Source organism: Streptomyces sp. NPDC021012 (assembly GCF_044333355.1).
In the GTDB taxonomy this organism is placed as follows: Bacteria; Actinomycetota; Actinomycetes; order Streptomycetales; family Streptomycetaceae; genus Streptomyces.
On sequence record NZ_JBIRQU010000003.1, the window covers coordinates 745,814 to 771,682 of the forward strand.

Consider the following 25,869-nt stretch of genomic DNA (forward strand, 5'->3'; position numbering starts at 1 on the left):
GACCCCATGCCCCGTACCGTCGCACAGGTGATCGTCGACGGGCTCGCGGACCTCGGCGTCGACCGCGTCTTCGGCGTGGTCGGCGACGCGCTCAACCCGATCACCGACGCCATCCGGACCACCGAGGGCATCGACTGGACCGGCTTCCGCCACGAGGAGGCGGCGGCCTTCGCCGCCGGAGCGCGCGCCCAGCTCTCCGGAGAGCCGGCCGTCTGCATGGGCACGGTGGGACCGGGCTCGGTGCACCTGCTCAACGGACTGTACGACGCGGCCAAGAGCGGGGCGCCGGTCCTGGCGATCTGCGGCCAGGTGCCGCTGTCGGAGATGGGCGGGGACTACTTCCAGGAGGTCGACAACGACCTCCTCTTCCGGGACGTGGCCGCGTACCGGGCCACCGTGACCTCCCCCTCCCAGATGCCCCGGCTGCTGGAGTCCGCGGTGCGGGCGGCCGTGACCGGGCGGGGCGTGGCGGTGCTGACCGTCCCCGGCGACCTCGGTGACCAGGAGGTCGAGGAGGACCGGCCGACGCGGTTCGCGCTGCCGCGCCCCGCCGTCACGCGCCCCGACGACCCGGCGCTCGCCGAGGCGGCCGAGACGATCGGCCGGGGCTCGCGGGTCACCCTCCTGGTCGGCCGCGGCGCCCGGGAGGCCCGCGAGGAGGTGCTGCGCGCCGCCGAGCTGCTCTCGGCGCCCATGGTGCTGACCCTGAAGGGCAAGGAGGGCTTCGAGGACGACAACCCGTACGAGGTCGGCCAGACCGGCCTCATCGGCAATCCGGCCGCGGCCCGCGCCATGGACTCCTGCGACACCCTGATCATGCTCGGGACGGACTTCCCCTACCGGGACTGGTACCCGGAGAACTGCCGGGTCGTGCAGATCGACACCCGCGAGGAGCACCTCGGACGCCGCGTCCCGGTGGACGTCGGGCTCGCCGGGGACGTGGGCGCGACGCTGCGGGCCCTGCTGCCGCTGCTGGCGCCCGTCGCGTCGCGTTCCCACCTCGACGGGGCCCGCGAACGGTACGCGGACTGGCAGGAGGGGCAGGCCGGCCTCGCCGACCCCGCCCACGACAGGCGGCTCCTGGGACGCCTACGGGCCATGTTCGACAACCGGGAGGCGGACATCCGTCCCGAGGCCCTCGCGGCGGCCGTCGACCGCCACGCCGCCGACGACGCGATCTTCACCTCGGACACCGGCATGGCCACCGTGTGGCTCTCGCGGCTCGTACGCATGCGCGGCACCCGCCGGCTGATCGGCTCCTACGACCTCGGCTCCATGGCCAACGCCATGCCCCAGGCCATCGGGGCGCAGCTGTGGGCCCCGGACCGGCAGGTCGTGGCCTTCTGCGGCGACGGCGGCCTCGGCATGCTCCTCGGCGACCTGATGACGATCCGCTCCGAACGGCTGCCGGTGAAGCTCGTCGTCTTCGACAACCGCCGCCTCGGCATGGTCGAACTGGAGCAGGAGCAGGCGGGGCTTCCCGAGTTCGGGACGGTGCTGGACAACCCCGACTTCGCCGCGGTGGCCGAGGCGCTCGGGCTGACCGGCATCCGCGTCACCGCGCCGGGCGAACTGGACGAGGCCGTGCGCAAGGCGCTCGCCCTGCCCGGCCCGGTCCTCCTCGACGTGCTGACCAACCCGGCGGAAGTGGCCGTCCCGGGCAAGCCGACGGTGTCGCAGGGGTGGGGCTTCGCCATCGCCAAGATCAAGGAGAACCTGCCCTCCGGTGCGCCCTGAGCGGTGAAGCGCCGGATGTGCGGGGGCTTCTCCTCACGGAGGAGGGGGCGGTCAGCCGAGCGGCTGACCGCCCCCTCCTCCGTCCCGGTCAGCTGCGGTCGGCGTAGTGGACGCGGATCCACAGGGGCAGGGCGAACCAGCAGATCAGGTACCAGACGAGGACGCCGGAGACCAGCCAGGGCACGTACGAGTCGTGCGTCGCCACGCGCAGGATGAGGAACAAGGCGGAGATCAGCGTCGCGAGCAGCAACAGGAGGCCGGTGAAGGTGAGCCGGGAGGCCCAGGCGACGGCCTGGGGCTTGACCCGCCGCCCCGACACGATCCGGTGGAAGGAGACGGGGCCGATCAGCGCGCCCGTCGCCAGTGATCCGAGGACGGTCGTGACCAGGTAGATCGTCTTGTCGGTCTGCTCCAGGTCGTGGAAGAGGGGGGTGAACACCACGGTGAGGAGGAAGCCGAGGAGGATCTGGACGCCGGTCTGTGCCACCCGGATCTCCTGGAGGAGCTCCTGCCAGCGCCGGTCCGCGCGCTCCTCCTTGGTCTCCCCGCGTCCGTCGTGCCCACCGGTGCCGGTGTCCCGCTCTGATGCCTTGTTGCTGTGCCGGTGCACCCTCGGGTCGTCTTCGGGTGCACCGCTGTCTCGTCCGTCCATGGATCCTCCTCGGCGGCACGGTTCGGGAGCGGAACCGCACCGTCTCACGGCGGAAGCCCCCGTCGGGTGCGGGGGCTTCCGTCCGGCGCGGCACGGTGCGGAGTCAGGCCCGCGGCGTACCGGCCGTTCGCGGGGGCGCGTGGCCACCGTCGCCGGTGGCGGGGCCGTCGGTCCGCCCGTCCGGCCCCTCCCGCCCCTCCTGTCCGTCCCGTCGGCGCGGTGCGCCGGGGGTCGCGGCGGGAGCGTACGTACGGCCCTCCCCGCTCCGGCCCGGGGCACTGGGGTCCTCGGACGGGACTGCGGCCTCCGGAACGCGCGGGCGTGGCCCCGTCCCCGCGGGGAGTCCCCGCACCGGGACGCCGCGTACGGAGATGCCGTTCGCGGGGGCACCCGGCGGGGGGACGGCCGGCGCGGGGACGGCCGGTCCCACCGGCGCGGCGCACGGCGCCACGCGGCCGAGGGCTCGGGTCGGGTTCGACATGAGCGCCTCCTGGGTGGATTCCGTGGGTCGATCGTCCGTCAGCCTGCTTCCGTGACCTACAAATTCGTCTTACCGCTCTTCCCGGGTCGAACCCCGAGGACGCGGAAAGACCGCCTCGACCCTCGGACGAGCCGGAGACCTCGACCCCACGGCACGGGCTCGGAGCGACGGCCGGGGGCAGTGGCGCGGGGCCGCGGTCCGGGACGGCGGCTCGGGACGACAGGCGAGTGGCCCGCACCTCCCACGGGTGCGGGCCACTCACGGGCACCACCGATCCACGGCAGGGGGGGACCGTGGATCGTCCGGCGCGAGCGTGTCCCTCGCTCGACCCCCGCCTGCCCCGCCGATCGGGATCCACACCTCTCGGTTTCGATCCGGAGCACAGCCCGCCGGGGGGGGGCATGTGGCCGCCCCGCATCGGAGGGAGCCCGAGCGGGGCGGCCGCGTTCGCCGGCGCGCGGCCAGGGGGCAGGGACCGCCACGGGCGCGTCGGCGCCGGGCCCTCAGACCGATCCGCGCCAGCCGCCCGTCTGGAGGCCGCCGCGCTCCTCGATGAACGACTTGAACCGCTTGAGGTCGCCGGCCACCTTGCGCTCGACGAAGCCGAGCTTGTCGCCCGCCTGTTCCGTCAGCCCTTCGGGAGCGAAGTCCATCTGGAGCATGACCTTCGTCCGGGTCTCGTCGAGGCGGTGGAACGTCACCACGCCCGCCTGGCGGGCCTCGCCCCCGACCGTCGTCCACGCGACGCGTTCGTCCGGGATCTGCTCGGTGATGACGGCGTCGAACTCGCGCCGCGCACCCCCGATCTCCGTGACCCAGTGCGTGAGCGTGTCCGTACGCTGCTCGATCCGTTCCACGCCGTCCATGAATTGCGGGAACGTCTCGAACTGGGTCCACTGGTCGTACGCGGCGCGCACCGGGACCTCGACCTCGACCGACTCCTCCACCTTGGACATGGCGACACCTTTCTTTCGGAGGCGCATCGTCTCCCTGTCGGGGACGTGCTGCTGAGCTTGTGCGGACCGGGGCGGACCGGCGGCCGTCAGAGGCCGCCCACGCCTCCCCCGAAGGGCCAGGACATGCGGTAGTACTGGCCGACCTCCTCGCGGTACTGACGGTCCGCCAGGTGCTTGTCGGAGACGAACTCGGGCGAGTCCTTCACCTGTTCCTTCGACAGGGCGAGGTGGAGGGTCTGCTCCTCCAGGTCGACGCGGGTCACCGCCCGCGCCGGGATGAGCACCTCCTTGCCGAAGATCCAGACGCCCGTGTCGACGACGAGGTAGGAGTCGTCCACCTCGTCGGAGTGCTTGTCCACCTTGCCGATGTGCCCGTCGGCGGCCTCGACGCGCCACCCGGTGAGGTCGGTACCCGCCAGGTGGCCGGACTCGGCACTGAAAGACCACAGATGGTCGGTCATCGCTGTCACTCCTCTGTCGCTGTGTTCGTGCAGGGCGCGGCGCCGGACGCGCGGGCCGCCTCAGAGCAGGTCACGACGGTCGTCGTCGGTGACCGTGGGCGCCACGGGCGGGACCACCATCCGACGGCGGCGCAGCACGCTGGTGTAGACGGCGGTTCCGAGCAGGCCGACGCCCATGAGGATCAGGCCGACCAGATCGAGGTCGACCCCTTCGAGATGCCAGTCGGTCGCGAACGTGAGGATCGCGCCGACGGCGATCATGATGATGAACAGTCCCAGACCCATGGTTGGTTGCTCCTCCCCTGCGGGTTGGACAGCGTCCGCGTACCCGGGTCTGCGGGGATCATTCCGCCGTCCTCGGAGACGGTCGGAACGGGTCGGTCCGGGCCCGTGGGCGCGGCGAACCGCCGATTCGGCTTCCTTCGGGGGATGTTCACGGACGGAGGGGGCACGCGTTCAGCCGCGGGCCCGCGCGCGACCGGCGGGCGGCGCACCCGATTCCCGGCCCGTCGGCAGCGGCCCGACCACACCCCGCAGGGAGCCCCCGATGCAGCTCCGAGCACGGCCCGCACATCCGGACGTCGCGTGGACGGCCCGTACCGTCGCCGGGCGCTACCGGCTCGACCGCCTCCTGGGCCGGGGCGGAGCGGCGGACGTGTACGAGGCGCTGGACCTGCGGCTGCGGCTGTGGCTGCGGCGCCGCGTGGCGCTGAAGGTGTACCGGCCCGCGGGCGCCCGCCCGAACGACGCCCAGTGCGGCGAGGAGGCCCGCTTGCCGGCCCGGATGCGCCATCCCGGTCTGGTGACCCTCTACGACACGGGCCGCGACGGGAGCCGGCCGTTCCTGGTGATGCGGCTCGTCCGGGGGACGACCCTGCGGCGGCGGATCGCCCGCGGGGTCCTCACGCCCGCCGAGACCTGCCGGACGGGGGCGGCACCCGGGCGGCCGCCCTGCCCGTGTCGCTCCCTTACGAGAACGACCTTCCCGGCCACCAGCCCTGACTGATCGTCAATAAAAGGGGAGTGTGAGACGGCCGCCCGGGGCAACACGAAGTGCCAGGACACGGACACCGGAGGAGAACCCCATGACCGCACTGCTGGACCGCATCAAGCGATTCGCCCGCAGCCCCCAGGGCCGTGACGCGGCGGCGTCCCTTCGCCGCGCCGCGGCCGACCCGCGCAGGCGCGCCCAGGCACGCCGCCTGTTCGGCAGGCTGCGCCATCGCTGACGCCCGCCCGCCCTTCACAGCCGTACGCCGGCGCCCCGCGCGGTACATCGCGCGGGGCGCCGGCGTACGGGAGCGGTGCCGGACGTGCCGCCGACCCGGTGATGTGGGGACGCGAGGCCGTCAGCCGTCGTGCCCGCGCGTCTGCTCCTCGCGTCCCACCCCGGGGCGCTGGTGCTTGTCGGTGTGACCGCCGGCGCCCTCCGGGTCGGTGGCTTCACGGCCCGTGGCCCCCTGCCGTTCGCCGGTCTCGCGCCGGCCGCCGGGCAGTCCCCGGGAGGACACGGCCTCGTCGGCCTCCCTGCGGGCCTCCTCGTCGCCGCTCTCTCCCTCCGCCTCGGCAGGCGTGGTGCGCGGCCGGCCGTCGCGGTCCTTGTCCGTCCTGTGCTGCTTCCGCTGGCCCATGGTCCCTCCTCCGTCTCCGTTCCGTCGCGGGGCGTGTGCGCCCCTCCTCATCGCTCGGGCCCCTCCTCCGGGGTCGACCAGGAATCCCGCCCCGCCTCCATGGGCGGCGGCTGGGCGACACGGGCGTCCCGCCGTCGGCGGGCGACGCGCCGTGAACCCCACCAGAACGCGGCGATCAGCACCACGACCAGCACCACTCCCACCAGGATCAGGAACAGCGAGGACGATCCGGAGGCGGCGAGTCCGGAGGCGGCGGCCAAGGAGAGGGTCATGATTCTTCCTTTCTCACGGGATCAGAACGGGGTGTCGCATTCCGTCCCCGCCGGGCCGGGCGGCGGCGCGCGCCCGGCCCGGCGGCGGGATCAGTCGGCCGGTGACCAGCAGGCGATCACCCTTCCGCTGCCGGGGGACAGTGACTCCCGGCCCCCGGGCAGCTCGATCAGCACCGCGCCCGAGGTCGTGAAGCCCGCCCTCACCCGCTCCAGCAGCTCAGGAGGGCCGCTCCCGCACAGGCCGGCGGCCGGCTCGCGGATCCCCGGGTCGCGGCCGACGAGGCCCACGGCGCGAAGGCCGGGGCTCCGCCCGGCCAGGACGGAGACCAGCGTGCCGGGCGGCGTCTTGTAGAGGCGCTCGCCGTGGACGACGGGCGGCGGGTCCTCCGGTGCGGAGGCGGCGAGCTGCCAGGCCCGGCGGGTCCCGCGCGACGGGGAGCAGAGCACGAAGCCGGGTTCGGGATCGGAGCCCGCGAGCCAGCGGCCGGTCCGGGGCGCGTCGCCCCTGCCCCGCTCGCTCGGCTCGCGGTCGAAGTCCTCGATCCACCGGTCCTCGCGCACGGCCTTCGCGCGGCGCACCCACAGCCGCCGGACCCCGGCCGCGCCGTCCCCGGCCGGCGGTGCCCGCCTGTATCCGGGCTCCGGGCACATGACGTCTCCTTCCGCGCGCGTACGGCTCCGGATCGTTCCGGAAGATGCGTGTACCCCGTCTCCGTGATCGCACGCACGGGCGGGCGGGCGAACCCACCCCTCCGGACGGGCGGCCGGGCGCGGCCGGTGCGCGGTGACGGCGGTCACGAGGGGAGACGGTGCTCGCCCGTCCGCCCCCGCCCGACACGGGTCCCGGTCGTGCGTCCCGGACGTGATCGTTTTCTCCGGGCCGCCATGCTCGGCGCCGCCGAGCAGTCCCTGCCCTCCTTCTTCTCGCCCGAAGTGCGGCGCATCGAAGTGGGGCCCAACAGGCGCGCACCTGGGCACCTGGGGCGAAAGCCCAGGCAGGAAGCCGTCCAGCCCGGCCGGAGCGACGTTCCTCACCAACATCGAACGGGGTGTCGGTGTAAGGTCGAGGACGCCCTTGACCTGCACAAAGCAGGCAGGGAGCCGTCTCACAGGAGTCCTGAATGCTGCGCACTCTGTTCAAGTCCAAGATCTGACACCCGGGCGTTTCCGCAGGTCAGGGCGCTGATTGCTGCTCCTGGGGCAGCAACTGGTCAGTATCGGGCCGGACGGTGCCCGGCTTGCCGACCTGCACCCGTGGGATCACCGTGCGCATCGCCCCCCGCTTTGTTCCCTCTCGCGTACTCCTCTCGTCATGCGCATCTCCAGGCGGAGTGGCAGCGTGGAGGGGAGGTGGAACCCGGATGTGCGGGGATGGCCTGGATGAACGCAGCGGACGGTTACGCCGCTCCGGGCACGGAGCCCGGCGGACCAGGGGAACACCGGTCCGCCCGGGGCGGAGTCCGCTCGCGACTGCGGGTGCGCACCGTCGCCGGGCAGGTGTTCGTGTTTCTGCTGGTGGTCGTGCTGCTGCTGGTCGGCGCGGCGCTGGCGGCGCTCGTGCTGCAGGCCCGGAGGTCCGCCACGAGTGAGGCCGTGGGCCGCACACGCGCTGCGGCCGTCGTCCTCGCCAGGGCCCCTGGCGTGGTGAGTGCGATGGACGGTCCCCATCCGACCGCGGTGCTGCAGCCCCTGGCCGACAAGATCGTCAAGGAGGGCAACGTCGACTACGTCGTGTTCGCCAGTCCGGAGGGAATCCGCTACACGGCCCACAGCCCCGAGCTGATCGGGAAACACGTCATCGGCCCGTTCCAGAACGCCCTTGAGGGGCCGACCACCGACAGCTTCCAGACGCCCCTCGGACGGGTCGTGGAGTCCGGCGCGCCGGTCACCAGACCGGACGGCTCGGTGGCCGGAGCGGTCGGGGTCGGAATCACCGTCGCGCACGTGGGCAGCGCGGTGAGCCGGCAGCTGCCGGTCCTGTTCGGCGGCGCGGCGGCCGCGCTCGCGGTCGGCACGGGCGGGGCGGCGCTGGCACGGCGGCGGCTGCGCCGTCAGACGCACGGCCTGGGTCCGGCCGAGATGACGCGGATGTACGAGCACCACGATGCGGTGCTGCACGCGGTCCGCGAGGGCGTGCTGATCGTCGACGGAGACGGACGGGTGCTGCTGGTGAACGACGAGGCCCGGCGATTGCTCGAACTGCCGCTCGGCGCGGAAGGCCGGCCGGTCGCCGGGCTCGGGCTCGATCCCGAGCTGGCCGAACTGCTGGCGTCCGGGCGGGTCGTCACCGACGAGGTGCGCCGGGCCGGGGACCTGCTGCTCGCCGTCAACGTCCGCCCCACCGCGCCGTTCGGCGGAGGGCCGGGCGGTGTCGCGACCGTCCGGGACACCACCGAGCTGCGGGCGCTGGCCGGGCAGGCCGAGGCGGCCCAGGCCAGGCTGCAGCTGCTCTACGACGCGGGGCTGCGGGTCGGCACCACCCTGGACGTGGTGCGGACCGCGCAGGAGCTGGCCGATGTGGCAGTTCCCGGTTTCGCGGACTTCGCCACGGTCGAGCTGGTCGCCCCCGTGCTGAACGGTGAGGAGCCGCCCCCGGACCTCGGCACCGGGCAGGGCCTGCGGATCCGCCGCGTGGCGCTCGGCGGCGTCAGCGAAGACCGGCCGTTCCTTCCCGTGGGCTCGCTGATCAGTGCGCTTCCCGGCACTCCGGAGGCGACCGCCCTGGAGACCGGGCGCGCCACGCTCGCCGCCGATCCGCGCCACGCCGATGTCTGGCAGGCGCACACCCCGGAGGGCGCCGACCGGATGCTCTCGTACGGGGTCCACTCGCTGATCTGCGCGCCTCTGCGGGCACGCGGCATGACCCTGGGCACGGTCAACTTCTGGCGGGCGGGGTCGCCGCCGTTCGAGGAGGACGACCTCTCCTTCGCCGACGAACTGGCCGCCCGCGCGGCGATCTGCGTCGACAACGCCCGCCGGTACACCCGTGAGCACACGATGGCCGAGACGCTGCAGCGCAGCCTGCTGCCCCGGGGGTTGCCCGAGCAGAGCGCCCTGGAGGCGGCACACCGCTATGTGCCGGCGCTGCACGGGGTCGGCGGAGACTGGTTCGACGTCATTCCGCTGCCCGGTTTCCGCGTCGCGCTCGTCGTCGGCGACGTCGTCGGCCACGGCCTGCACGCCGCCGCCACCATGGGCCGCCTGCGCACGGCCGTCCTCAACTTCTCCGCCCTCGAACTGCCTCCGGACGAACTGATCGCCCGCCTTGACGAACTGGTCACCCGCCTCGACAAGGCGGAGACGTCCGGGGGAGAGCAGGACGCCGAGGGCGAGCGAGCGGCCGTCACGGGCGCCACCTGCCTCTACGCGATCTACGATCCGACGTCCGGCGACTGCACCATGGCGCGGGCCGGCCATCCACCGCCTGTGCTGGTGGAGCCGGACGGCGGCGCCGCGTTCGTCGACCTGCCGGCCGGACCGCCGCTCGGCGTGGGTGGTCTGCCCTTCGAGACGACCGAGCTGCGACTGGCTCCCGGAACCACGCTGGTGCTCTACACCGACGGGCTCGTCGAGAACCGGGAGCGCGACCTGGGGACCGGGCTCGAGGTGCTGCGCCGCTCCCTGGAGGGCGCCGACGCCCGCTCGCCGGACGGCGTCTGCCAAGCCGTGTTCGACGCGCTGGTCCCGCCGCGCCGCACAGACGACATCGCGCTCCTCGTCGCGCGCACCCGGCTGCTCGACCCCGGACAAGTGGCCGTCTGGGACGTGCCGTTCGACTTCGCCTCGGTGTCACGCGTACGGAAGGAGTGTGCCGACCAACTGGCGGCCTGGGGACTGGAGGGCCTGTCCTTCACCGCCGAGCTGATCCTCAGCGAGCTGATCACCAACGCCATCCGCTACGGTGCCGAGCCGATCCGGGTCCGCATGCTGCGAGACAGCAGCCTCGTCTGCGAAGTCTCGGACGGCAGCAGCACCGCTCCGCACCTGCGCTACGCCGCCACCACGGATGAGGGCGGCCGGGGTCTGTTCCTGGTGGCGCAGCTGGCTGAGCGGTGGGGGACCCGTTACTCGGCCCGGGGCAAGGTCATCTGGGCCGAGCAACCGCTGACCGCGCCGGAGTTCCACTTCGAGGAGTTCGACGAGCTGCTCTCGTGAGTGGACGGTGCCGAGTGCATCACGTGGGGCCCCGTACCGTGCTCCTCGCACACCTCCTGCCCATGGCCTTCTCCGGTGGGTTCTAGGATGGCGCGGGAAGGTGATCAGGTGGCGTGGGAGCGCGGGGACGGGACGGCGGGCCGGGGCGGAGGATTCCGCCTGGTGGGCCGTCGGCGTGAGCTCGGGCAGCTGCTGGCCGCGGTGCGGCAGGCGCCCGCGGTCGTGCTGGTCGAGGGCGAGGCCGGGATCGGCAAGTCCCGGCTGGTCCACGAGGCGTCGGTCGAGCTCGGCGCGGAGCGGCACCAGGTACTGACCGGCTTCTGTCACCCGCTGCGCGAGCCGTTCCCGTACGGTCCGGTGGTCGACGCGATGCGCAAGGCCGACCTGGCGAACGCCCCGGCGTTCCCGCCGACCGCCGGCGCCCTGGCGCCGCTGCTGCCCGACCTGGCCGACCGGCTCCCGCCCCCGCCGCCGCAGCCGACCGACGTCCCCGGGCAGCGCTTCCAACTCCTCCAGGCCGTACGGTCGTTCCTGACCGCGCTCGGCCCGGCGACGCTCGTCGTCGAGGACCTGCACTGGGCGGACGAGGCCACCCGCGACCTGCTCCTGCTGCTCGCCCGCGACCTGCCGCCGCGGCTGAGCCTGGTGCTCACCTACCGGGCCGAGGACCTGCCGCCGGGGGGCACCGTGCTCGGCGCCGCCTACCGGCAGCCACCCGGCACCGGGGGCACGGTGATCCGGCTCGACCCGCTGGTGGAGTCCGAGGTCCAGGAGCTGGCGTCCGCGGCCCTGGGCCCGGACGCCACCACTGCCCTCGGCGCCGCCCTGTACCGGCGCAGCGAGGGCCTGCCGCTGGTCGCCGAGGAGGACCTGATCACCCTCGCCGAGTACAGCGGGACGCACGGATACGGCGAGGCGGTGGAGCGGCTGCAGGCCGCGGACGTGCCGCGCGGCCTGCGCGAGGCGGTCACCGAGCGGCTCGGCATGCTGTCGCCGCGGGCCGCGACGCTCGCCGAGGCGGCCGCCGTGCTCGCCGCCCCGGCGCCCGAGGAACTGCTGACCGGCCTCGCCCGGCTGGACGAGGAGCAGGGCGCCGAGGCGCTGATCGAGCTGCTCCGTGCGGCGCTGCTGCGCGAGACGGGCCAGGGAGAGTACGCGTTCCGGCACGTGCTCGCCCAGCAGGTCGTCTACCGGCACATCCCGGCGCCGGCCCGGGCGCGCCTGCACCGCCGCGCCGTCGAGGCACTCCAGGGTCGCAGCCCGGCCCCGCTGGTGCAGATCGCCCACCACACGCTCGCCGCCGGCGACCAGGCGGCCTGGCTGCTGCGGGCGCAGGAGGCCGCCGACCAGGCGATCTCCGTCCGCGACGGCGGCACGGCCGCGACGCTGCTGCGCCGGCTGCTCGACCGCCCGGAGCTGGAGGGGGAGGCCCGTGCCCGGGCGGCACTGGCGCTGGCCGGAATCGCGGCCAGCAGCCTGGACTTCCGCACCGACGCCCGGGTGCTGCGCCGGCTGGTCGACGACCCCCGGCTGCCGCAGGAGGCCCGCGGCGAGATCCGGCTGGGCCTGGGGCTGGGCATGCTGAACGAGAACGCCGACCCCGACGGCTTCGACGAGGTCGAACGGGCGGCCGAGGAGCTGGCGGCCTGCCGTCCGGAGCGCGCCGTCCGGGCGATGGTCGCGCTCGCCCTCAAGGACGCGGAGGGGCCCGCGTACACGCATGCCTGGCTCGAGCGGGCCGAGGCGGCCGTCCGGGACAGTGCGGACGAGGCGCTGAAGGCCGCCGTCCACGCCACCCACCTCACTCTGATGACCTGTCAGGGCGACCCCCACGTATGGGAGTCGGTCGAGCGCCTGCCCCGTCACACGCGGGACCGGGAGCTGCTCAGGCAGACGGCGCGCGCCCTGCAGAACGTCGCCGACACCGGCGGGTACCTGGGTCATGACCGGCGTGCCGCCGCTCTGGCGGCCGAGGCCGGGCAGGTCGCGGCCCGCGTAGGCAGCCCGATCGTGGAATTCCTGTCCCGTGGCACGCTGTTGCGGCTCGACGCCTTCGCCGGGCGGTGGGAGGGACTGGAGGAGCGGCTGGACTCGCTGGTGGACACCTACCCGACCGCGGTCGCCGTGCGCGCCGAGCGGGCGCTGCTGACCGGGACCCTCGCCATGTCCCGGGGCCAGTACGCCGGGGCGGCGGAACTGTTCGGCGAGGCCGTCAAGGCCGGCACCGACCTGCTGCTGGTGGGCCAGGAAGTGCGGGCGGCCGCCGGTCTGAGCGCCGCCCGCCTGGCCAGGGGCGAGGCCCCGCTGGCCCGGGCGGTCGCCGAGCGGGCCGTCGCCACCGTCCGGCGGACCGGCGCCTGGCCCCGGGCGGCCGGGCTGCTGTCGGCCGCCGTCGAGGCGGCGCTGGCCTGCGGCGGTCATGACGCCGCCGAGCGGCTGGCCGCCGAGGCCGGGCGCGGCATCCTCGGACATGACACTCCGGCGGCCGCCGCCGACCTGGAGGTCGTCCACGGCCTGCTGCTTCGGGCGACCGACGCCGATGCCGCCGTACGGCACTTCGCCGACGCGGCGGGCAGATGGCGGGAGATCGGCCGGCCGTACGAAACGGGCCGCGCGCTCGAACGACAGGGCGGCGCCCTGCTGGTCACCGACCCCGCGGCGGCGGCCGGGCCGCTCGGCGAGGCGGTGGTGCTCTTCACGGAGCTGGGCGCCACTGCCGACGCCGGGCGCTGCGGGCGGGTCCTGCGCGACCTCGGCGTCACCCGCCGTGGGCCGGGTCGCCGGGGGTACGGGGACCGTCTGTCGCCGCGCGAGCACGAGGTCGCAGGACTGCTCGCCGCAGGTGCCACCAACCAGAGCATCGCCGAGGCGCTCTTCCTGTCGCCGCGGACGGTGGAGAACCACGTCGCCAAGGTGCTGCGGAAGCTCGGCGCGGACCGGAAACGGGTTGCGGCCGTCTACCCGGGACGCGAGGACGCCGGGTGAACCGGCCCTGAACGGTCCTGGCCGCCGCCCGGGACGGGTACGGCGGCCAGGTGGTCGCGGGTGCGGCGGCGCGGGCCGGGCGTGAACCGGCTCTCGCCGCCGCGGTGGGCCCGGGGCCGGACAGCCCCCTCCGGCAGTCCGGACCCGGGCCTTCAACGGTGAGCCGTCAGGCCGGTGGCCTCAGGCGGTGGTCCACTGCTGGTTGGGCTTGTCGACGCCGCAGGTCCACTGGACGACCTGGGCGCCGCCGGTCCGCGAGTTGCCGCTGACGTCGAGGCACATGCCGCTGTTGACGGACACGAGCTGCTTGGCGCCACTGCCGGGTACCGGGGTCATCCGCCACTGCTGGTTGGGCTTGGCGTTGCCGCAGGTCCACTGGATGACCTGGGCTCCGGCGCTGGTGGAGGCGCCGGTGACGTCGAGGCACATCCCGCTGTTGACGTTGACCAGGCTGTTGACGGCCGGGCCGGCGAGCGGGGTGACGGTGAGGTGGGCGAAGTCGGCGTTCTGGAAGCCGCCGACGCCCAGGCCGAGCTGCCCGCCGAGGTGGCTGTAGTCGGTGACCGAGGCGACCTGGACGTTGTCGACGGACGCCGTGATCGACGGTCCCTGCATGGCCAGAGACAGGTGGTGCCAGGTCCCGGCGCCTGCGCCGGCGTAACTGCCGGTGGCGAGGGTGGTGTCGACGCCGGAGGTGTTCTCGGTGAACAGGGTCCAGGTGCCGCCGGTGGTGATCTGGAAGTGGTAGGCGGAATGGTCGTGGTCGATGTGGTCGAGGCGGCCGAGGAGTTCAGCGGAGCCGGACTGTTCCAGCTGGACGTCGACGCCGGCCTGGTAACTGGTCCAGTCCGGGTCACCGAACAGGGTCAGCGGGGTGTACCCCATGTCGTCGTGCCACGGGATCGGCGCGGTGGTGAGGACCTGGCGCATGCAGTTCGCGGTGCCGGCGCCCGCCGGGCACGGTGCGGTCTCGAACGCGCCCGCCCAGTCGTGGAAGTACGGCGCGGCGTATCCGGTACGGGCGGTGACGGCGGCGGCCTGTGCGGCCGCCGATGGCAGGATCGCGACGGCGAGGGCGAGCCCGAGGCCCGCCGCGCCGGCGGCGGCGCGACACAGCGAACGGGGAAGGCGTCTCGTCGGGACTTCCTTTCGGCGGTGGGTGGAGGGGAGGAGCGGGCGACGGGGTGGGACCGTTGGTCGTCGCCCGCTCGGTCAGGCGGGCAGGCCGACGGCGCGTTCGCGGTTGCGGCGCTGCTGGATGACGACGGCGGCCACGAGGAGGGTGCCCTGGGCGACGTTTTGCCAGAAGGTGTTGATGCCCTGGACGGTGAGGCCGTTTTGGAGGGTGCCGAGGAGGGCGACGGCGAGGAGGGTGCCGCCGATGGTGCCCTTGCCGCCCTTGAGGGCGCAGCCGCCGAGGGCGGCGGCGGTGATGGCCTGGAGTTCGAGGCCCTCGCTGCCGGAGACGGGCTGGCCGGAGCCGGTGCGGGCGGTGAGCAGGACGCCGGCGAGGGCGGCGACGGTGCCGGTGAGGGCGTAGGCGGCGAGCAGGTACTTGTTGAGGTTGATGCCGGCCAGGCGGGCGGCGGTGTCGTTGCCGCCGAGGGCGTAGACGTTGCGGCCGATGTCGGTGTAGGTGAGCAGGACGTGCACGGCGGCGGCGACGAGGGCCAGGATCCAGATCATGATCGGGATACCGGCGAGAGCGCCCCGGCTGAGGAAGACGAAGACGGGGTCGCCGAGCACGTAGCCCTGGGCGCGGCCGTCGGAGAGGAGCTGGGCGACGCCCTTGTAGGCGGCGAGGCCGGCGAGGGTGGCGATGGTGGGGTTGACCCGGCCGTAGATGATCACGGCTCCGTTGACCAGGCCGACGGCGGCGCCGACGAGCAGGGCGGCGGCGATGCCGAGCGTGGCGCTGGATCCGGCGGAGGTGAAGACCATCGCGCTGACCACGGAGGCGAGGCCGGTCTGCGAGCCGACGGAGATGTCGAGGCCGCCGCAGATGATGACGACGGTCTGGACGACGGCGAGGAGGCCGGCGATGGTGGCCGCCTCGGCGATCACCTGGATGTTGTCCCAGCCGAGGAAGTTGGGGTTGAGCGAGCCGAACAGGACGACGACGACGGCGAGGGCGCCGATCAGGCTGAGGTTCTGGCCGCCGACGGAGGCGAGCAGCGCCCGGGTGCCGGCGCGCCGCCGTGGTGCGGTGGTGGGCGCGGTGCTGGTGGTCATGACGTGTGTGCTCCGGTGCTGGCGTGGGCGTCGGTTCGGGATTCGGTGGCCAGGTCGTCGGCCATGGCGAGGGCGAGGATCGCTTCCTCGGAGGCTTCGGCGCGGCTCAGTTCGCCGGTGATCCGGCCGTTCTGCATGACGACGACGCGGTCGGCGAGTCCGAGGACCTCGGGCAGTTCGGAGGAGATCACCAGGACGGCGACGCCGTCGCGGGCGAGGTCGGCGATGATCTGGTAGATCTCGGCCTTGGCCCCGATGTCGACGCCGCGGGTGGGCTCGTCCAGGATCAGCAGATCGGGCCGGCGGGCCAGCCAGCGGGCGAGCACCACCTTCTGCTGGTTGCCGCCCGACAGAGTGCGGACCTCGGTCTCGATCGAGGGGGCGCGCACCCGCAGCCGGTCCGCGAACTCCTGGGCCAGGTCCTTCTCCGCGCGGAGCCGGACGAAGCGCCGGCGGCGCAGCCGTTCGAGGCTGACCAGAGAGGTGTTGTCCCGGATCGTGCGGTGCAGGAACAGTGCCTGGGCCTTGCGCTCCTCGGGGGCGAGGCCGATGCCGGCCCGGATCGCCCGGCGCGGACTGCCGAGGCGCAGCCGCCGGCCGGAGAGGGAGACCGTGCCGGAGCGGATCGGTGTGTCACCCGCCAGGGCGAGGGCGAGCTCGGAGCGGCCCGCTCCGATCAGGCCGGCCAGGGCGACGACCTCGCCGGCGTGGACGGTGAGCGACACGTCCTGGACGTCGTCGGTGCTGACTCCGTCCACCTGGAGCACCACCCGGTCGGTGGCGACGTTCTGCCGGACGAACAGGCCGGCCAGATCGCGACCGACCATGAGCCGGACCAGGGCGTTCTCGTCCGTCTCGGCGGCGTCCGCCACACCGGCGAGCGTGCCGTCGCGCAGCACCGCGATCCGGTCGGCGAGCCGGAAGATCTCCTTCATCCGGTGGGAGACGTAGACGACCGCGATGCCCTGCGAGCGGAGCCGCTCGATGAGCTCGAACAGCGCCTCGACCTCGTGCTCGGAGAGCGAGGAGGTGGGTTCGTCGAAGGCGATCACGCGGGGCGGGGTGTCACCGGTGAGCGCGCGCAGGATCTCGACCAACTGGCGTTGCGCGGCTGTGAGGTCGGATCCGAGCAGGTCGGGGTCGAGGACCTTGGTGAAGCCCAGGCGGTCCAGGTCGTCGGTGATCCGGCGGCGCAGCTCGGCGCGGTCCAGGCATCGGCCCGCGCGGCGCGGCAGGGCGCCCGCGTACACGTTCTCGGCGACCGACACGTGCGGGATGATCTCCGGCTCCTGAGGGATGATCCGGATCCCGGCGCGCCGGGCGTCGATCGGCGAGTTCAGGTCGAGCACTTCGCCGTCGAGCAGCACCCGGCCCTCGGTGGGCCGGTGATCGCCCGTCAGGATGCGCAGCAGGGTGGACTTTCCGGCGCCGTTCTCGCCCATCAGGGCGGTGACCTGCCCGGGCGGGAAGTTCAGGTCGATGCCCTGCAGCGCCTGGACGGTGCCGAAGCGTTTGCCGACGTTCTCGGCGGTCAGGCCGGGCGGGTGGGCCGGCGGCGCGGCGGGCGAGCGGCTGGGTGTGGTCATCGTGGCCTCAACTGGCGTTGTGGTGCGGCTGGGACGGGGCGCTGTCGGGACGGCGCGGGTGGGAGAGCCGGTGCGGACGGGCGGAGGGTGTACAGCCGCACCGGCTCTCGTCTGTGGGTCAGCCGCAGCTGACGCCCGCGGCCTGCCAGCTGGCGGCGTCGACCATCTTGGTCGGGGCGAACGCCTCGGCGGGGAACTCCTTGCCGTTCTTGAGGCGGTCGTACATGGTCTGGACGGCGAGCGCGCCGACGTCCTTGCCGTTGATGAAGAGGGCTGCCTTCATGCCGGAGGGCTTGCCGGACTGCCACTCCTTGCAGGCCAGGTACGCGCCGAGGCCGACGCCGTCGATGTCCTGCGGGCTGATGCCGGCGTTCTGCAGCGCGGTGACGCCGCCCTGGACGTTCTCGTCGTTGCAGCCCCAGACCACCCAGTGCTTGACGCCGGGGTTCGCGGTGACGGTCGCCGCGACCTTGTCCTGGGCGCCGGTGGGGGTGTTGTCGGTGGCGACGTCGAGGGTCCGCACGCCCGGCACCGCCGAGTCGAAGGCTGTCCTGGCGGCCTTGACACGGTCGCCGCAGACGGTGACGTCCTGCTTCCAGGCGGAGATGATCCGGGTGTCCGCCGCCTTCCAGCCGGCCTTCTTGTACTCCTCGGCGGCCCGCTTGCCGACCTCCGTGCCCATCTGCTCGCCGCTGAAGCCGATCCGCGGCACCAGGTCGCCCTTGGCGCAGGATGCGGGGGCCGGGCCGGTGGCGCAGACCTGGTCGTCGGAGGTGAGCAGCGCGACCTTGGCGTCCCGGGCCGTCTGCACGATCTGCGGGCCGACCGCCGGGTCCGGCACCACGACGATCAGGCCGTTGCTCTTCTGCGCGATCGCGGACTGCACCTCGCCGACCGTCTTGTTGGCGTCGTTGCCGAGGTTGACCATCTTGAGGTCGATGCCGAGCTCGGCGGCCTTGGCCTTCGCCCCGGCGGCCTCGCCGACGAAGTACTCCTGGTCGCCCTGCTTCTGCAGGTAGGTCAGCGAGATCTTGCCGCTGACGGGTGCGGCCTTGGTGTCCGAGCCGCCGGAGGTCTGCCCCGAGGAGCAGGCGGTCAGGCCGAGGACGGTGGACAGTCCCAGCGCGGCGGCGGGAAGCAGGCGTGCGCGGACAGGGGACATGGGGCGGCTCCAGGGGAACGAGTGAGACGACCGGATATCAACACAACCGATCAGAGATCATCACTTTCAAACGCTACGCCTCACAGCAAAACCGCCGGTTCACCTTGCCGTCAAGAGCTCAAAACATTCGACTCCCACCCGATATTGCTTCGTTACCGATACCTACGGAAACGAGTACTCAGAGAATTCGAATTCATTTAGTAGGTATCCGGGGTCGAGGAAATACGGATGGTTTTCCGGCCGTCCGGTGGCCGACAGTGGGCCACTGATCCGGAGGGCGGAAGGGGGACGCATGGTGCGAGCACTCGCCCCGTGCGGGACCGCCGCACTCGGCAGGAACCCGCACACCGGCCGCGGTCGCGAGCCGGACCGCCTGCTCGACACCGTCCGCCGTCCGCCGGCGGTGGTCCTGGTCGAGGGCGAGGCGGCCGCCGGCAAGTCACGACTGGTCGCCGAGGCGGCCGCCGTGCCGTGCACCGAGGGCCGCCCGGTCCTGACCGGCCTCTGCCACCCGCTGCGCGAACCCTTTCCGTACGGGCCGCCGGCCGACGCCCTCGACAAGGCCGCGGCCTGGCTCGGCGACACCGCCCTCCCGCCCGCGGCCGCCCCACTGGTCCGCCTGCTGCCCGCCCTCGCCGACCGGCTGCCGCGGGCGAGCGCCGGTGCCGGGCAGCGCCGGACGGGCTCGCCCGAACTGCTGGTGGCGGCCCGCGCCCTGCTGCGTGTGCTCGGGCCGACGGGGCTCGTCGTCGAGGACCTGCAAGGGGCCGACGACGCCTCGCGCAACCTGCTCCTGTTGCTCGCCCGCGACCTCCCGGAGCAGCCGAGTCTTGTCCTCACCCATCGCACGGAGGACCTTCCGCCCGGGAGGTTCCCGCTCGACCCCGCCTGCCGTCACCCGCCCGGCGCCGTCGGCGTGGCCCGACCCGGAGGGCGGCGTGCTGCAACTGCTCGGCGCGCCCGTACCCCGCGGCCTGCGCGAAGCGGTCTCGGAGCGGATCGTGGCGCTCTGCCCGCAAGGTGCCGCGATCGTCGAGCGGCAGCCGTGCTCGGCGGCCCCGCCGACGAGCACGTGCCGGCAACCGCACCTCGCCCGGGGCTTCCTGCTGCTCGACGCCGAGCCCGGCTCCGCCGCCGGGCGGGCGTGGCGGAGCATCGGCCGCCCGTACGACGCCGCCCGTGCCGCCGAACGCGGCGGGTTCGCCCCGGCCCGCGCGGACCGGCCCGAGGCGGCAGCCGCCCTCGCCGGGCCGCCAGGGCTACGGCCACCGGCCCTCTCCGCGCGAGCGGCAGGTGAGCGTGCTGCTGGCGGCCCGCGCCACCGACCGGCGCGTCTCCACCGAGCTCAGGCTCTCGCCCGAGGACCGTCGCGAACCATGTGGCCGACGTGCTCGGGAAACTAGGCACCACGCGGAAGTCCATTTCGGCGGTGCTCGACCGGCAATCTTCGGCGGATTAATCGCGGAACGGTCAGGCGGAATCTGTGGCACGAACCATTGACCGTCGATGCGTCGTCACCCTACCGTTCGAAACTGTTCGCATCTGTTTGCTTTTGAACGAAGGGCATCTTCATGCACGGGCCCCTCCGTGTCCTGACCATCTCCGCACGCATGCTCAGAAGGGCGGCCGGCGCCGCCTCGCTCCTCCTGGCCGGCGCCCTCGTCGCCGGACCGGCAGTCGCCCCCGCCCAAGCCGCCGTACTTCCGGTCGGCACCCAGATCACCGTGAACGGCACCAAGACCGGCCGGGTCTTCGACGGTGTCGGCGCGGCCAGTGGCGGTGGCGGCAACTCCCGGCTGCTGATCGACTATCCCGAGCCGCAGCGCAGCCAGCTCCTCGACTACCTCTTCAAGCCCGGCTACGGGGCCGCACTGCAGTCGCTCAAGATCGAGATCGGCGGCGACACCAACTCCACCGACGGCGCCGAGGCCAGTTACCAGCACTCCCGGGGCGCGGTCGACTGCGACCAGGGTTACGAGTGGTGGCTGGCCGAGCAGGCCAAGGCCCGTAACCCCGACATCAAGCTCTACGGCCTCGCCTGGGGCGCGCCCGGCTGGATCGGCGTCGACGACTCGGCGAACCCGGCGCCGGGCAAGCCGTACTTCTGGTCGCAGGACATGATCGACTACATCATGGGCTGGTTCGGCTGCGCCGCGCAGCACCATCTGCCGATCGACTACATCGGCGGCTGGAACGAGCGCGAGTACGACGCCTCCTGGTACAAGAAGCTCAAGAGCGCGCTGGTCACCGGCGGCCACGCGAACACCAAGGTCGTCGCGGCGGACAGCTATGACTGGAACCTCGCCAAGGCGATGACCGACGACCCGGCGCTCAACTCCGCCATCGACGTCATCGGCATGCACTACCCGTGCGGCTACCTCGGCCCGATGACCACCTGCAACAGCACGGCGACGGCCCAGGCACTGGGCAAGCCGATCTGGGCCAGCGAGAGCGGCTCGCAGGACTACAACACCGGCGCCCCGGCGGTGGCGCGCGCGATCAACCGCGACTACATCGACGGCAAGATGACCTCGTTCATGAACTGGCCGGTCGTCGCCGCGCTCTACCAGAACCTCTACTTCTCCACCGACGGCCTCTCGCTCGCGGCGCAGCCCTGGTCCGGCAACTACTCCATAGGCCAGACCACCTGGGCCACCGCGCACACCACCCAGTTCACCCAGCCGGGCTGGAAGTACGTCGACTCGGCGGCCGGCTACCTGGGCGGCAACCGGGCGAACGGCAGCTACGTCGTGCTGAAGTCGCCGAACAACACCGACTACTCCACGGTCATCGAGACCATGGACGCCACCGCCGCGCAGACCGCGACCTTCACGGTCACCGGCGGCCTGTCCACCGGCCAGGTGCACGTCTGGGGGACCAACCTCGCCACCGCCGACCCGTCCGACGACTTCGTCCACGAGCGGGACGTCACTCCGGTCGGCGGCAAGTACACCCTCACCCTCCAGCCCGGCCACCTCTACACGGTGACCACCACCACCGGCCAGGGCAAGGGCACCGCCACCCCGCCGGCGGCCGCGCCGCTGAACCTGCCCTACGCCGACGACTTCGACACGCCGGCCGCGAGCACCTCACCGAAATACTTCGCCGACATGAACGGCGCCTTCCAGACCGTGCCCTGCGGCGGCGGCCACACCGGTACCTGCCTGCGCCAGATGGCCCCGGCCTCCCCGATCCGCTGGACCGACGAGTCGAACAACATGCCCTACTCGATCGTCGGCGACAGCAGCTGGGTGAACTACACCGTCAGCGCGGACACCCTCTTCGAGCAGCCCGGCGAGACCGAGGTCCTCGGTCGCGTCAACCAGCAGGGCCGCAACAACGGCGGCCTGAACGCCTACCATCTGCGCCTCAGCGACACCGGTGCCTGGGCGATCCTCAAGACCGACCTCAAGTGGAACTCCACCCCCCTGGCCTCCGGCACCGTCACGGCGCCCGGCCTGAACACCTGGCACCACCTCGCGCTCACCATGCAGGGCTCGACCCTGACCGCCGCGATAGACGGACGGACCGTCGGCAGCGTCACCGACCACTCGTTCACCTCGGGCATGGCCGGTCTGGCCGCGACCGGCTACCAGACGCAGCAGTTCGACAACTTCGCCCTCACCCCCGGCACCGGCAGCGGCTCGTTCACCGGACCGGTCCCGTCCGGCGTGACCGGCAAGTGCCTCGACGCCTTCGGCAACTCCTCCGCCGACGGCACCAAGGCCGTCATCTGGAGCTGCGACGGCGCCGACGCGGCCCAGACGTGGACCTGGGACAACGGCCGGCTGCTGCACGCCGGCAAGTGCCTGGACGTGGTCGGCGGCGGCACCGCCGACGGCACCCTCGTCGACCTGTGGACCTGCAACGGCGGCGCCAACCAGCAGTGGACCCCGCAGGCCGACGGCACCCTGAAGGGCATCGGCTCCGGCCTCTGCCTCGACGACCCCGCCGCCAGCACCACCGACGGCACCCAGCTGGTCGTCTGGACCTGCAACGGCGGCGCCAACCAGCGCTGGACCCTGCCGTAGGTCCGTACGTCGCGGCGGCCCCGGATCCATCGCGGGCCGCCGCCCCGGCATCGCCGGTCCGCCGGCGCCTTCGTGCCCGGTGCGCCACCTGATCATCCCGTCCTGGCGATGTGCCGGGAACGTCAGTCATCGGTCGGCGTGAGTTCTGCTACACCCGGGGACAGCTGATCGAACACGTGAATCGTTGTACGCTCCGAAGAACGCCCTTGACCTGCAGAAAGCAGGCAGGGAGCAGGCAAATCGGGAGTTTCCTCGTGTTTCGTACCATGTTCAAGTCCAAGATCCACCGCGCCACCGTGACCCAGGCGGACCTGCACTACGTCGGTTCGGTCACTGTCGACGCCGAGCTGATGGAGGCGGCCGATCTGCTGCCCGGTGAGCTCGTGCACATTGTCGACATCGACAACGGGGCCCGGCTGGAGACCTATGTCATCGAGGGGGAGCGCGGCTCCGGGGTCATCGGGATCAATGGTGCCGCGGCCCACCTCGTGCACCCCGGTGATCTGGTGATCCTCATCAGCTACGCGCAGGTGGACGACGCGGAGGCGCGGAGTTTCGTGCCCCGGGTCGTGCATGTCGACGGGGACAACCGCATTGTGGAGCTTGGGGCCGACGCGTCGGCGCCCGTCCCGGGGAGTGACACGGTGCGTGGCCCGCATGCGGTGCCTTCGCACGTCTGAGTCGGTCTGAGGTCGTCCGCCCCTCTTCATGGGTCCCTGAGGGGGTCCATGAGGGGGGTACGGCGGGCGAGGGGGAGGGGGTGGGGTCACTCTGGAAGGGAGCCACTGTGGGCCCCGGGTGCCAGGGGCCCGTCGACCGGGAGGTCCGCGATGACGCATCCCTTCCCCGAGCCGTTGCCTCCGTCGCCGGTCCCGCCCGTGCCTTCGCCGCCGCCCGTGCCCCCGCCGAACCCGGTGCCGGTGCCGCCGGACCCGGCGCCCACTCCGGTGCCCGAGCCCGGGGGGCCCGTACCGGAACCCGAACCTCGACCCGATCCCGGCCCCGCCGGAGGGTGAGCGGAGCAACGCACAGGTGACATAAGGGGCTTGAGGTTTCGCTCGGGCCTTGTCACGGAGCGTGCGCAAGCCCTAACTTGGACGGCTGTCGCTGTGTTCAAGGGGGGCCCATGGCCGTACGCGGACGTCACCGCCGCCACCAGCCGAGCCGGATCAACCGTGCCTCGCTCACCGTCACGGCGGGAGGCGCCGGAATGGCGCTGCCGCTGATCGGCGCGGGCGCCGCACATGCCGCCTCGCTCGATGTCTGGGAGAAGGTCGCGTCCTGCGAGTCCTCCTCCAGCTGGCACGTCAACACCGGCAACGGCTACTTCGGCGGCCTCCAGTTCACCCAGTCCACCTGGGAGCGGTACGGCGGCACGCACTACGCGCCGCGCGCCGACCTCGCCTCCAAGGACCAGCAGATCGCGGTCGCCGAACGCGTCCTCAAGGGCCAGGGACCCGGCGCCTGGCCGTCCTGCGGCCCCCGCACGGGCCTCGCCCGCGGTGAGCAGACGCCGGCCGGCGGCGGGAACGACGCGCGCACCACCTCCCTGCCGGGGCAGCGCGTCCTGTCCGAACGGGGCGCGAGCCCGACCACCGTGCCCACCGTGCGCGAGATGTACACGGTGACGCCCGGCGACTCCCTGTCGAAGATCGCCCACGACGAGCACGTCAAGGGCGGCTGGCAGCGTCTGTACGAGGCCAACCGGAAGGTCGTCGGCGACGACCCCGACCTCATCCACCCCGGGCAGCGCCTGACCCTGCGCATCACGGCCCCCGTCACGGCCCCGGAGAAGGCCGAGAAGAAGGCCGAGAAGGCTCCTCGGAAGGCCGTTCCGCCCGTGCGGACCGCACAGCCCGTCAAGGCCGCGCCCCCCGAGGCCGTGCTCCCCAAGACCCCGCCGGCCAGGCCCGCCGCCCGCCCCTCCGCGAAGCCCGCCCACAAGCCGGCCCCGAAGCCCCCCGCGGCCAGGCCGAGCCACAAGCCGAGTCCCAAGCCCAGCGCCAAGCCGGCCCACAAGCCCAGGCCGGCCGCCGAGCCGTCCACGGACAGCTACTCCGCGCCCGTCTCCGCCGGCATCGGCACCCGGTACGGCACCCGGGGCTCCTCCTGGGCCAGCGGCTATCACACGGGGGTCGACTTCCCCGTGCCCACCGGCACCTCCGTCAAGGCCGTGGCGGGCGGCCGGGTCGTGTCGGCCGGGTGGGGCGGCGCGTACGGCTACCAGATCGTCGTGCGCCATGACGACGGCCGCTACAGCCAGTACGCGCACCTCTCCGCGCTCGCCGTCCGCGAGGGCCAGCGGGTGCACGCCGGGCAGCGCATCGCGCGCTCAGGATCGACCGGCAACAGCTCGGGACCGCACCTCCACTTCGAGATCCGGACGGGTCCCGGGTACGGCTCCGACATCGACCCCCTGGCGTACCTCAGGGCGCGGGGAGTCTCCGTCTGAGGCCGCCGGCGCGTCGGACGATGACACCGACGGGGACTCCGGCGGGGGTGTCATGCGGTCCAGCGTGAGCTGTACGAGGCCGCCCGCGGCGACCGTGCCGCAGATCAGCGCCGCCACGGTGCCCGCCGCGCCGTAGCGGAAGCTCTCGCCGAAGAGCGTCACGCCCACGGCCGCGGCGACCACCGGGTTGACCACCGTGACGGTGGCCAGCGGGGCGGCGAGCCCCGCGCCCCGGTACGAGGCCTGGGAGAGCAGCAGCCCGGTCACCGCGAACGCGGAGAGCACGAGCAGCCCCGTCCACTCGGCGAGCGGGGCCCGCGGTGTCCACTCCTCGGCCACCGACTTCGTGAGGACCGAGGCCATGCCGAAGGAGACGCCCGCCGCCGCGGCGAGCACGATGCTCCGCAGCACGGACCTGCCCACCAGGCGGGCGGCCGTGAACAGGACGGCCACCGCGCCGAAGGTGGCGCCCGCGAGCAGCCAGCGCTCCCCGTCGCTCAGGGACCCCTCGGCGCCGCTGGTGAGGCTCAGCAGCCCGGCGAGGCCCACCGTGGCCATCAGCGCGCCGCGCCAGGCCCGCCGCCCGGCCTCGCGGCCGACGAACAGGGCCGCCATGGGCAGCGCGAAGACGATCGTGAGGGCGCCCAGCGGCTGGACCAGGCTGAGCGGACCGTACGCGAGGGCGGCGACGTGCAGGCTCGCGCCGACGCCGTTGAGCAGGACGGAGACCCACCAGGCCGGACTGCGCAGCGGCGCGTAGCGCGGGGCCTCGGCGGAGGCCGCGACCCGCTCCTGCACGATCGCCGCGGCCGCGTAGGCGACCGCGGAGGCCAGGGCCAGGACGACGGACAGCATGAGTGGACTCATACCTTCCACGATCTCTCCTCCCGGCCGTTCGCGTCGTCGTACCAGGGGACGTCTTCGCGGATACCGCCGACGGAGTACACGCCCCGCGCGTACGCCCCTGGATGTACACCCGCGCAGGTCGGAACGGGTGCAAAGCAGGCTTTCCGATCGGTTCGGAGCGGCTCCCGGAGGGGCTTCGGGGGACCCGGGAGAAGTTACGGTAGGGGCCG

21 protein-coding genes are annotated in these 25,869 nt (G+C 73.1%); 9 read left to right on the plus strand and 12 right to left on the minus strand.

Annotated features, from left to right (window positions below; all coding sequences use genetic code 11):
- Positions 1 to 6: 6 nt before the first annotated feature.
- The gene (locus ACH4TP_RS13260; RefSeq protein WP_398437627.1) at positions 7 to 1,737 is read left to right on the plus strand and encodes a thiamine pyrophosphate-dependent enzyme; all 1,731 of its coding nucleotides are present in this window, start codon (positions 7 to 9) and stop codon (positions 1,735 to 1,737) included.
- Between the two features lie 88 nt (positions 1,738 to 1,825).
- Here the strand turns inward: ACH4TP_RS13260 and ACH4TP_RS13265 are convergent, their stop codons facing one another.
- The 4 genes from ACH4TP_RS13265 to ACH4TP_RS13280 all read right to left on the minus strand — a co-directional run bounded on the left by ACH4TP_RS13265 (position 1,826) and on the right by ACH4TP_RS13280 (position 4,572).
- Positions 1,826 to 2,389 (minus strand): DUF6328 family protein, encoded by a 564-nt coding sequence (locus tag ACH4TP_RS13265; RefSeq protein ID WP_398437629.1) that lies wholly within the window; start codon positions 2,387 to 2,389, stop codon positions 1,826 to 1,828.
- 984 nt (positions 2,390 to 3,373) lie between these two features.
- Positions 3,374 to 3,826 (minus strand): SRPBCC family protein, encoded by a 453-nt coding sequence (locus ACH4TP_RS13270; RefSeq protein ID WP_398437631.1) that lies wholly within the window; start codon positions 3,824 to 3,826, stop codon positions 3,374 to 3,376.
- An 86-nt stretch (positions 3,827 to 3,912) separates the two neighbouring features.
- Entirely contained in the window at positions 3,913 to 4,287 is a 375-nt protein-coding gene (locus ACH4TP_RS13275; RefSeq protein WP_398437633.1) for a PRC-barrel domain containing protein, read from the minus strand.
- 60 nt (positions 4,288 to 4,347) lie between these two features.
- Positions 4,348 to 4,572 (minus strand): DUF6458 family protein, encoded by a 225-nt coding sequence (locus ACH4TP_RS13280; protein WP_389225262.1) that lies wholly within the window; start codon positions 4,570 to 4,572, stop codon positions 4,348 to 4,350.
- A 262-nt stretch (positions 4,573 to 4,834) separates the two neighbouring features.
- Between ACH4TP_RS13280 and ACH4TP_RS13285 the strand changes: the two genes are divergently transcribed.
- Together ACH4TP_RS13285 and ACH4TP_RS13290 are read left to right on the plus strand one after the other, a co-directional pair.
- The gene (locus ACH4TP_RS13285; protein WP_398437634.1) at positions 4,835 to 5,293 is read left to right on the plus strand and encodes a hypothetical protein; all 459 of its coding nucleotides are present in this window, start codon (positions 4,835 to 4,837) and stop codon (positions 5,291 to 5,293) included.
- A 79-nt stretch (positions 5,294 to 5,372) separates the two neighbouring features.
- Positions 5,373 to 5,516, plus strand: coding sequence for a hypothetical protein (locus tag ACH4TP_RS13290; RefSeq protein ID WP_389341249.1), 144 nt, complete (start codon positions 5,373 to 5,375; stop codon positions 5,514 to 5,516).
- 120 nt (positions 5,517 to 5,636) lie between these two features.
- On the opposite strand, the gene ACH4TP_RS13295 is transcribed toward ACH4TP_RS13290, so the two are convergent.
- From ACH4TP_RS13295 to ACH4TP_RS13305, 3 genes are all read right to left on the minus strand, one after another.
- Positions 5,637 to 5,918: a hypothetical protein gene (locus tag ACH4TP_RS13295; protein ID WP_398437635.1), complete on the minus strand. Its 282-nt coding sequence runs from the start codon at positions 5,916 to 5,918 to the stop codon at positions 5,637 to 5,639.
- A gap of 47 nt (positions 5,919 to 5,965) precedes the next feature.
- On the minus strand, positions 5,966 to 6,190 hold the full coding sequence (locus ACH4TP_RS13300) for a DUF6479 family protein (protein ID WP_256962262.1): 225 nt from the start codon (positions 6,188 to 6,190) through the stop codon (positions 5,966 to 5,968).
- A gap of 90 nt (positions 6,191 to 6,280) precedes the next feature.
- Positions 6,281 to 6,841 carry a SixA phosphatase family protein gene (locus ACH4TP_RS13305; RefSeq protein ID WP_398437636.1) on the minus strand — a complete coding sequence of 187 codons (561 nt, stop codon included), beginning with the start codon at positions 6,839 to 6,841 and terminating at the stop codon, positions 6,281 to 6,283.
- A gap of 729 nt (positions 6,842 to 7,570) precedes the next feature.
- Between ACH4TP_RS13305 and ACH4TP_RS13310 the strand changes: the two genes are divergently transcribed.
- Both ACH4TP_RS13310 and ACH4TP_RS13315 read left to right on the plus strand, forming a co-directional pair.
- On the plus strand, positions 7,571 to 10,345 hold the full coding sequence (locus tag ACH4TP_RS13310) for a SpoIIE family protein phosphatase (RefSeq protein WP_398437637.1): 2,775 nt from the start codon (positions 7,571 to 7,573) through the stop codon (positions 10,343 to 10,345).
- Positions 10,346 to 10,507: 162 nt separating this feature from the next.
- Complete coding sequence (locus ACH4TP_RS13315; RefSeq protein WP_398437638.1) at positions 10,508 to 13,330, plus strand: ATP-binding protein; 2,823 nt, start codon at positions 10,508 to 10,510, stop codon at positions 13,328 to 13,330.
- A 180-nt stretch (positions 13,331 to 13,510) separates the two neighbouring features.
- Here the strand turns inward: ACH4TP_RS13315 and ACH4TP_RS13320 are convergent, their stop codons facing one another.
- From ACH4TP_RS13320 to ACH4TP_RS13335, 4 genes are all read right to left on the minus strand, one after another.
- Positions 13,511 to 14,446, minus strand: coding sequence for an RICIN domain-containing protein (locus ACH4TP_RS13320; protein ID WP_398437853.1), 936 nt, complete (start codon positions 14,444 to 14,446; stop codon positions 13,511 to 13,513).
- Between the two features lie 96 nt (positions 14,447 to 14,542).
- Complete coding sequence (locus ACH4TP_RS13325) at positions 14,543 to 15,562, minus strand: ABC transporter permease (RefSeq protein WP_398437639.1); 1,020 nt, start codon at positions 15,560 to 15,562, stop codon at positions 14,543 to 14,545.
- Entirely contained in the window at positions 15,559 to 17,148 is a 1,590-nt protein-coding gene (locus tag ACH4TP_RS13330) for a sugar ABC transporter ATP-binding protein (protein ID WP_398437641.1), read from the minus strand. The genes ACH4TP_RS13325 and ACH4TP_RS13330 overlap by 4 nt, the downstream gene beginning before the upstream one ends.
- Positions 17,149 to 17,266: 118 nt before the next feature.
- A complete protein-coding gene (locus ACH4TP_RS13335) occupies positions 17,267 to 18,310 on the minus strand; it encodes a substrate-binding domain-containing protein (RefSeq protein ID WP_398437642.1) in 1,044 nt (347 codons plus the stop codon).
- A 292-nt stretch (positions 18,311 to 18,602) separates the two neighbouring features.
- On the opposite strand from ACH4TP_RS13335, the gene ACH4TP_RS13340 reads away from it, so the two are divergent.
- The 4 genes from ACH4TP_RS13340 (at position 18,603) to ACH4TP_RS13355 (ending at position 24,793) form a co-directional block, all read left to right on the plus strand.
- Positions 18,603 to 19,607 carry an ATP-binding protein gene (locus ACH4TP_RS13340; RefSeq protein ID WP_398437643.1) on the plus strand — a complete coding sequence of 335 codons (1,005 nt, stop codon included), beginning with the start codon at positions 18,603 to 18,605 and terminating at the stop codon, positions 19,605 to 19,607.
- A 313-nt stretch (positions 19,608 to 19,920) separates the two neighbouring features.
- Positions 19,921 to 22,341: a ricin-type beta-trefoil lectin domain protein gene (locus ACH4TP_RS13345; protein ID WP_398437644.1), complete on the plus strand. Its 2,421-nt coding sequence runs from the start codon at positions 19,921 to 19,923 to the stop codon at positions 22,339 to 22,341.
- 254 nt (positions 22,342 to 22,595) lie between these two features.
- Entirely contained in the window at positions 22,596 to 23,021 is a 426-nt protein-coding gene (gene panD, locus ACH4TP_RS13350) for an aspartate 1-decarboxylase (RefSeq protein WP_398437645.1), read from the plus strand.
- 446 nt (positions 23,022 to 23,467) lie between these two features.
- Positions 23,468 to 24,793: a peptidoglycan DD-metalloendopeptidase family protein gene (locus tag ACH4TP_RS13355; RefSeq protein WP_398437647.1), complete on the plus strand. Its 1,326-nt coding sequence runs from the start codon at positions 23,468 to 23,470 to the stop codon at positions 24,791 to 24,793.
- On the opposite strand, the gene ACH4TP_RS13360 is transcribed toward ACH4TP_RS13355, so the two are convergent.
- Positions 24,674 to 25,660: a DMT family transporter gene (locus tag ACH4TP_RS13360; RefSeq protein WP_398437649.1), complete on the minus strand. Its 987-nt coding sequence runs from the start codon at positions 25,658 to 25,660 to the stop codon at positions 24,674 to 24,676. The two genes, ACH4TP_RS13355 and ACH4TP_RS13360, sit on opposite strands and share 120 nt — an antisense overlap.
- Positions 25,661 to 25,869: the final 209 nt, after the last annotated feature.

Excerpts from the sequence above, each read along its gene's own strand:
- ACH4TP_RS13325 (WP_398437639.1), bottom strand. The coding sequence starts at position 15,562 with ATGACCACCAGCACCGCGCCCACCACCGCACCACGGCGGCGCGCCGGC.
- ACH4TP_RS13265 (WP_398437629.1), bottom strand. The coding sequence starts at position 2,389 with ATGGACGGACGAGACAGCGGTGCACCCGAAGACGACCCGAGGGTGCAC.
- ACH4TP_RS13270 (WP_398437631.1), bottom strand. The coding sequence starts at position 3,826 with ATGTCCAAGGTGGAGGAGTCGGTCGAGGTCGAGGTCCCGGTGCGCGCC.
- ACH4TP_RS13290 (WP_389341249.1), top strand. The coding sequence starts at position 5,373 with ATGACCGCACTGCTGGACCGCATCAAGCGATTCGCCCGCAGCCCCCAG.
- ACH4TP_RS13305 (WP_398437636.1), bottom strand. The coding sequence starts at position 6,841 with ATGTGCCCGGAGCCCGGATACAGGCGGGCACCGCCGGCCGGGGACGGC.
- ACH4TP_RS13335 (WP_398437642.1), bottom strand. The coding sequence starts at position 18,310 with ATGTCCCCTGTCCGCGCACGCCTGCTTCCCGCCGCCGCGCTGGGACTG.
- ACH4TP_RS13300 (WP_256962262.1), bottom strand. The coding sequence starts at position 6,190 with ATGACCCTCTCCTTGGCCGCCGCCTCCGGACTCGCCGCCTCCGGATCG.
- ACH4TP_RS13355 (WP_398437647.1), top strand. The coding sequence starts at position 23,468 with ATGGCCGTACGCGGACGTCACCGCCGCCACCAGCCGAGCCGGATCAAC.
- ACH4TP_RS13345 (WP_398437644.1), top strand. The coding sequence starts at position 19,921 with ATGCTCAGAAGGGCGGCCGGCGCCGCCTCGCTCCTCCTGGCCGGCGCC.
- ACH4TP_RS13330 (WP_398437641.1), bottom strand. The coding sequence starts at position 17,148 with ATGACCACACCCAGCCGCTCGCCCGCCGCGCCGCCGGCCCACCCGCCC.
- ACH4TP_RS13260 (WP_398437627.1), top strand. The coding sequence starts at position 7 with ATGCCCCGTACCGTCGCACAGGTGATCGTCGACGGGCTCGCGGACCTC.
- ACH4TP_RS13275 (WP_398437633.1), bottom strand. The coding sequence starts at position 4,287 with ATGACCGACCATCTGTGGTCTTTCAGTGCCGAGTCCGGCCACCTGGCG.
- ACH4TP_RS13360 (WP_398437649.1), bottom strand. The coding sequence starts at position 25,660 with ATGAGTCCACTCATGCTGTCCGTCGTCCTGGCCCTGGCCTCCGCGGTC.
- ACH4TP_RS13295 (WP_398437635.1), bottom strand. The coding sequence starts at position 5,918 with ATGGGCCAGCGGAAGCAGCACAGGACGGACAAGGACCGCGACGGCCGG.
- ACH4TP_RS13285 (WP_398437634.1), top strand. The coding sequence starts at position 4,835 with ATGCAGCTCCGAGCACGGCCCGCACATCCGGACGTCGCGTGGACGGCC.
- ACH4TP_RS13340 (WP_398437643.1), top strand. The coding sequence starts at position 18,603 with ATGGTGCGAGCACTCGCCCCGTGCGGGACCGCCGCACTCGGCAGGAAC.
- ACH4TP_RS13280 (WP_389225262.1), bottom strand. The coding sequence starts at position 4,572 with ATGGGTCTGGGACTGTTCATCATCATGATCGCCGTCGGCGCGATCCTC.
- ACH4TP_RS13310 (WP_398437637.1), top strand. The coding sequence starts at position 7,571 with ATGAACGCAGCGGACGGTTACGCCGCTCCGGGCACGGAGCCCGGCGGA.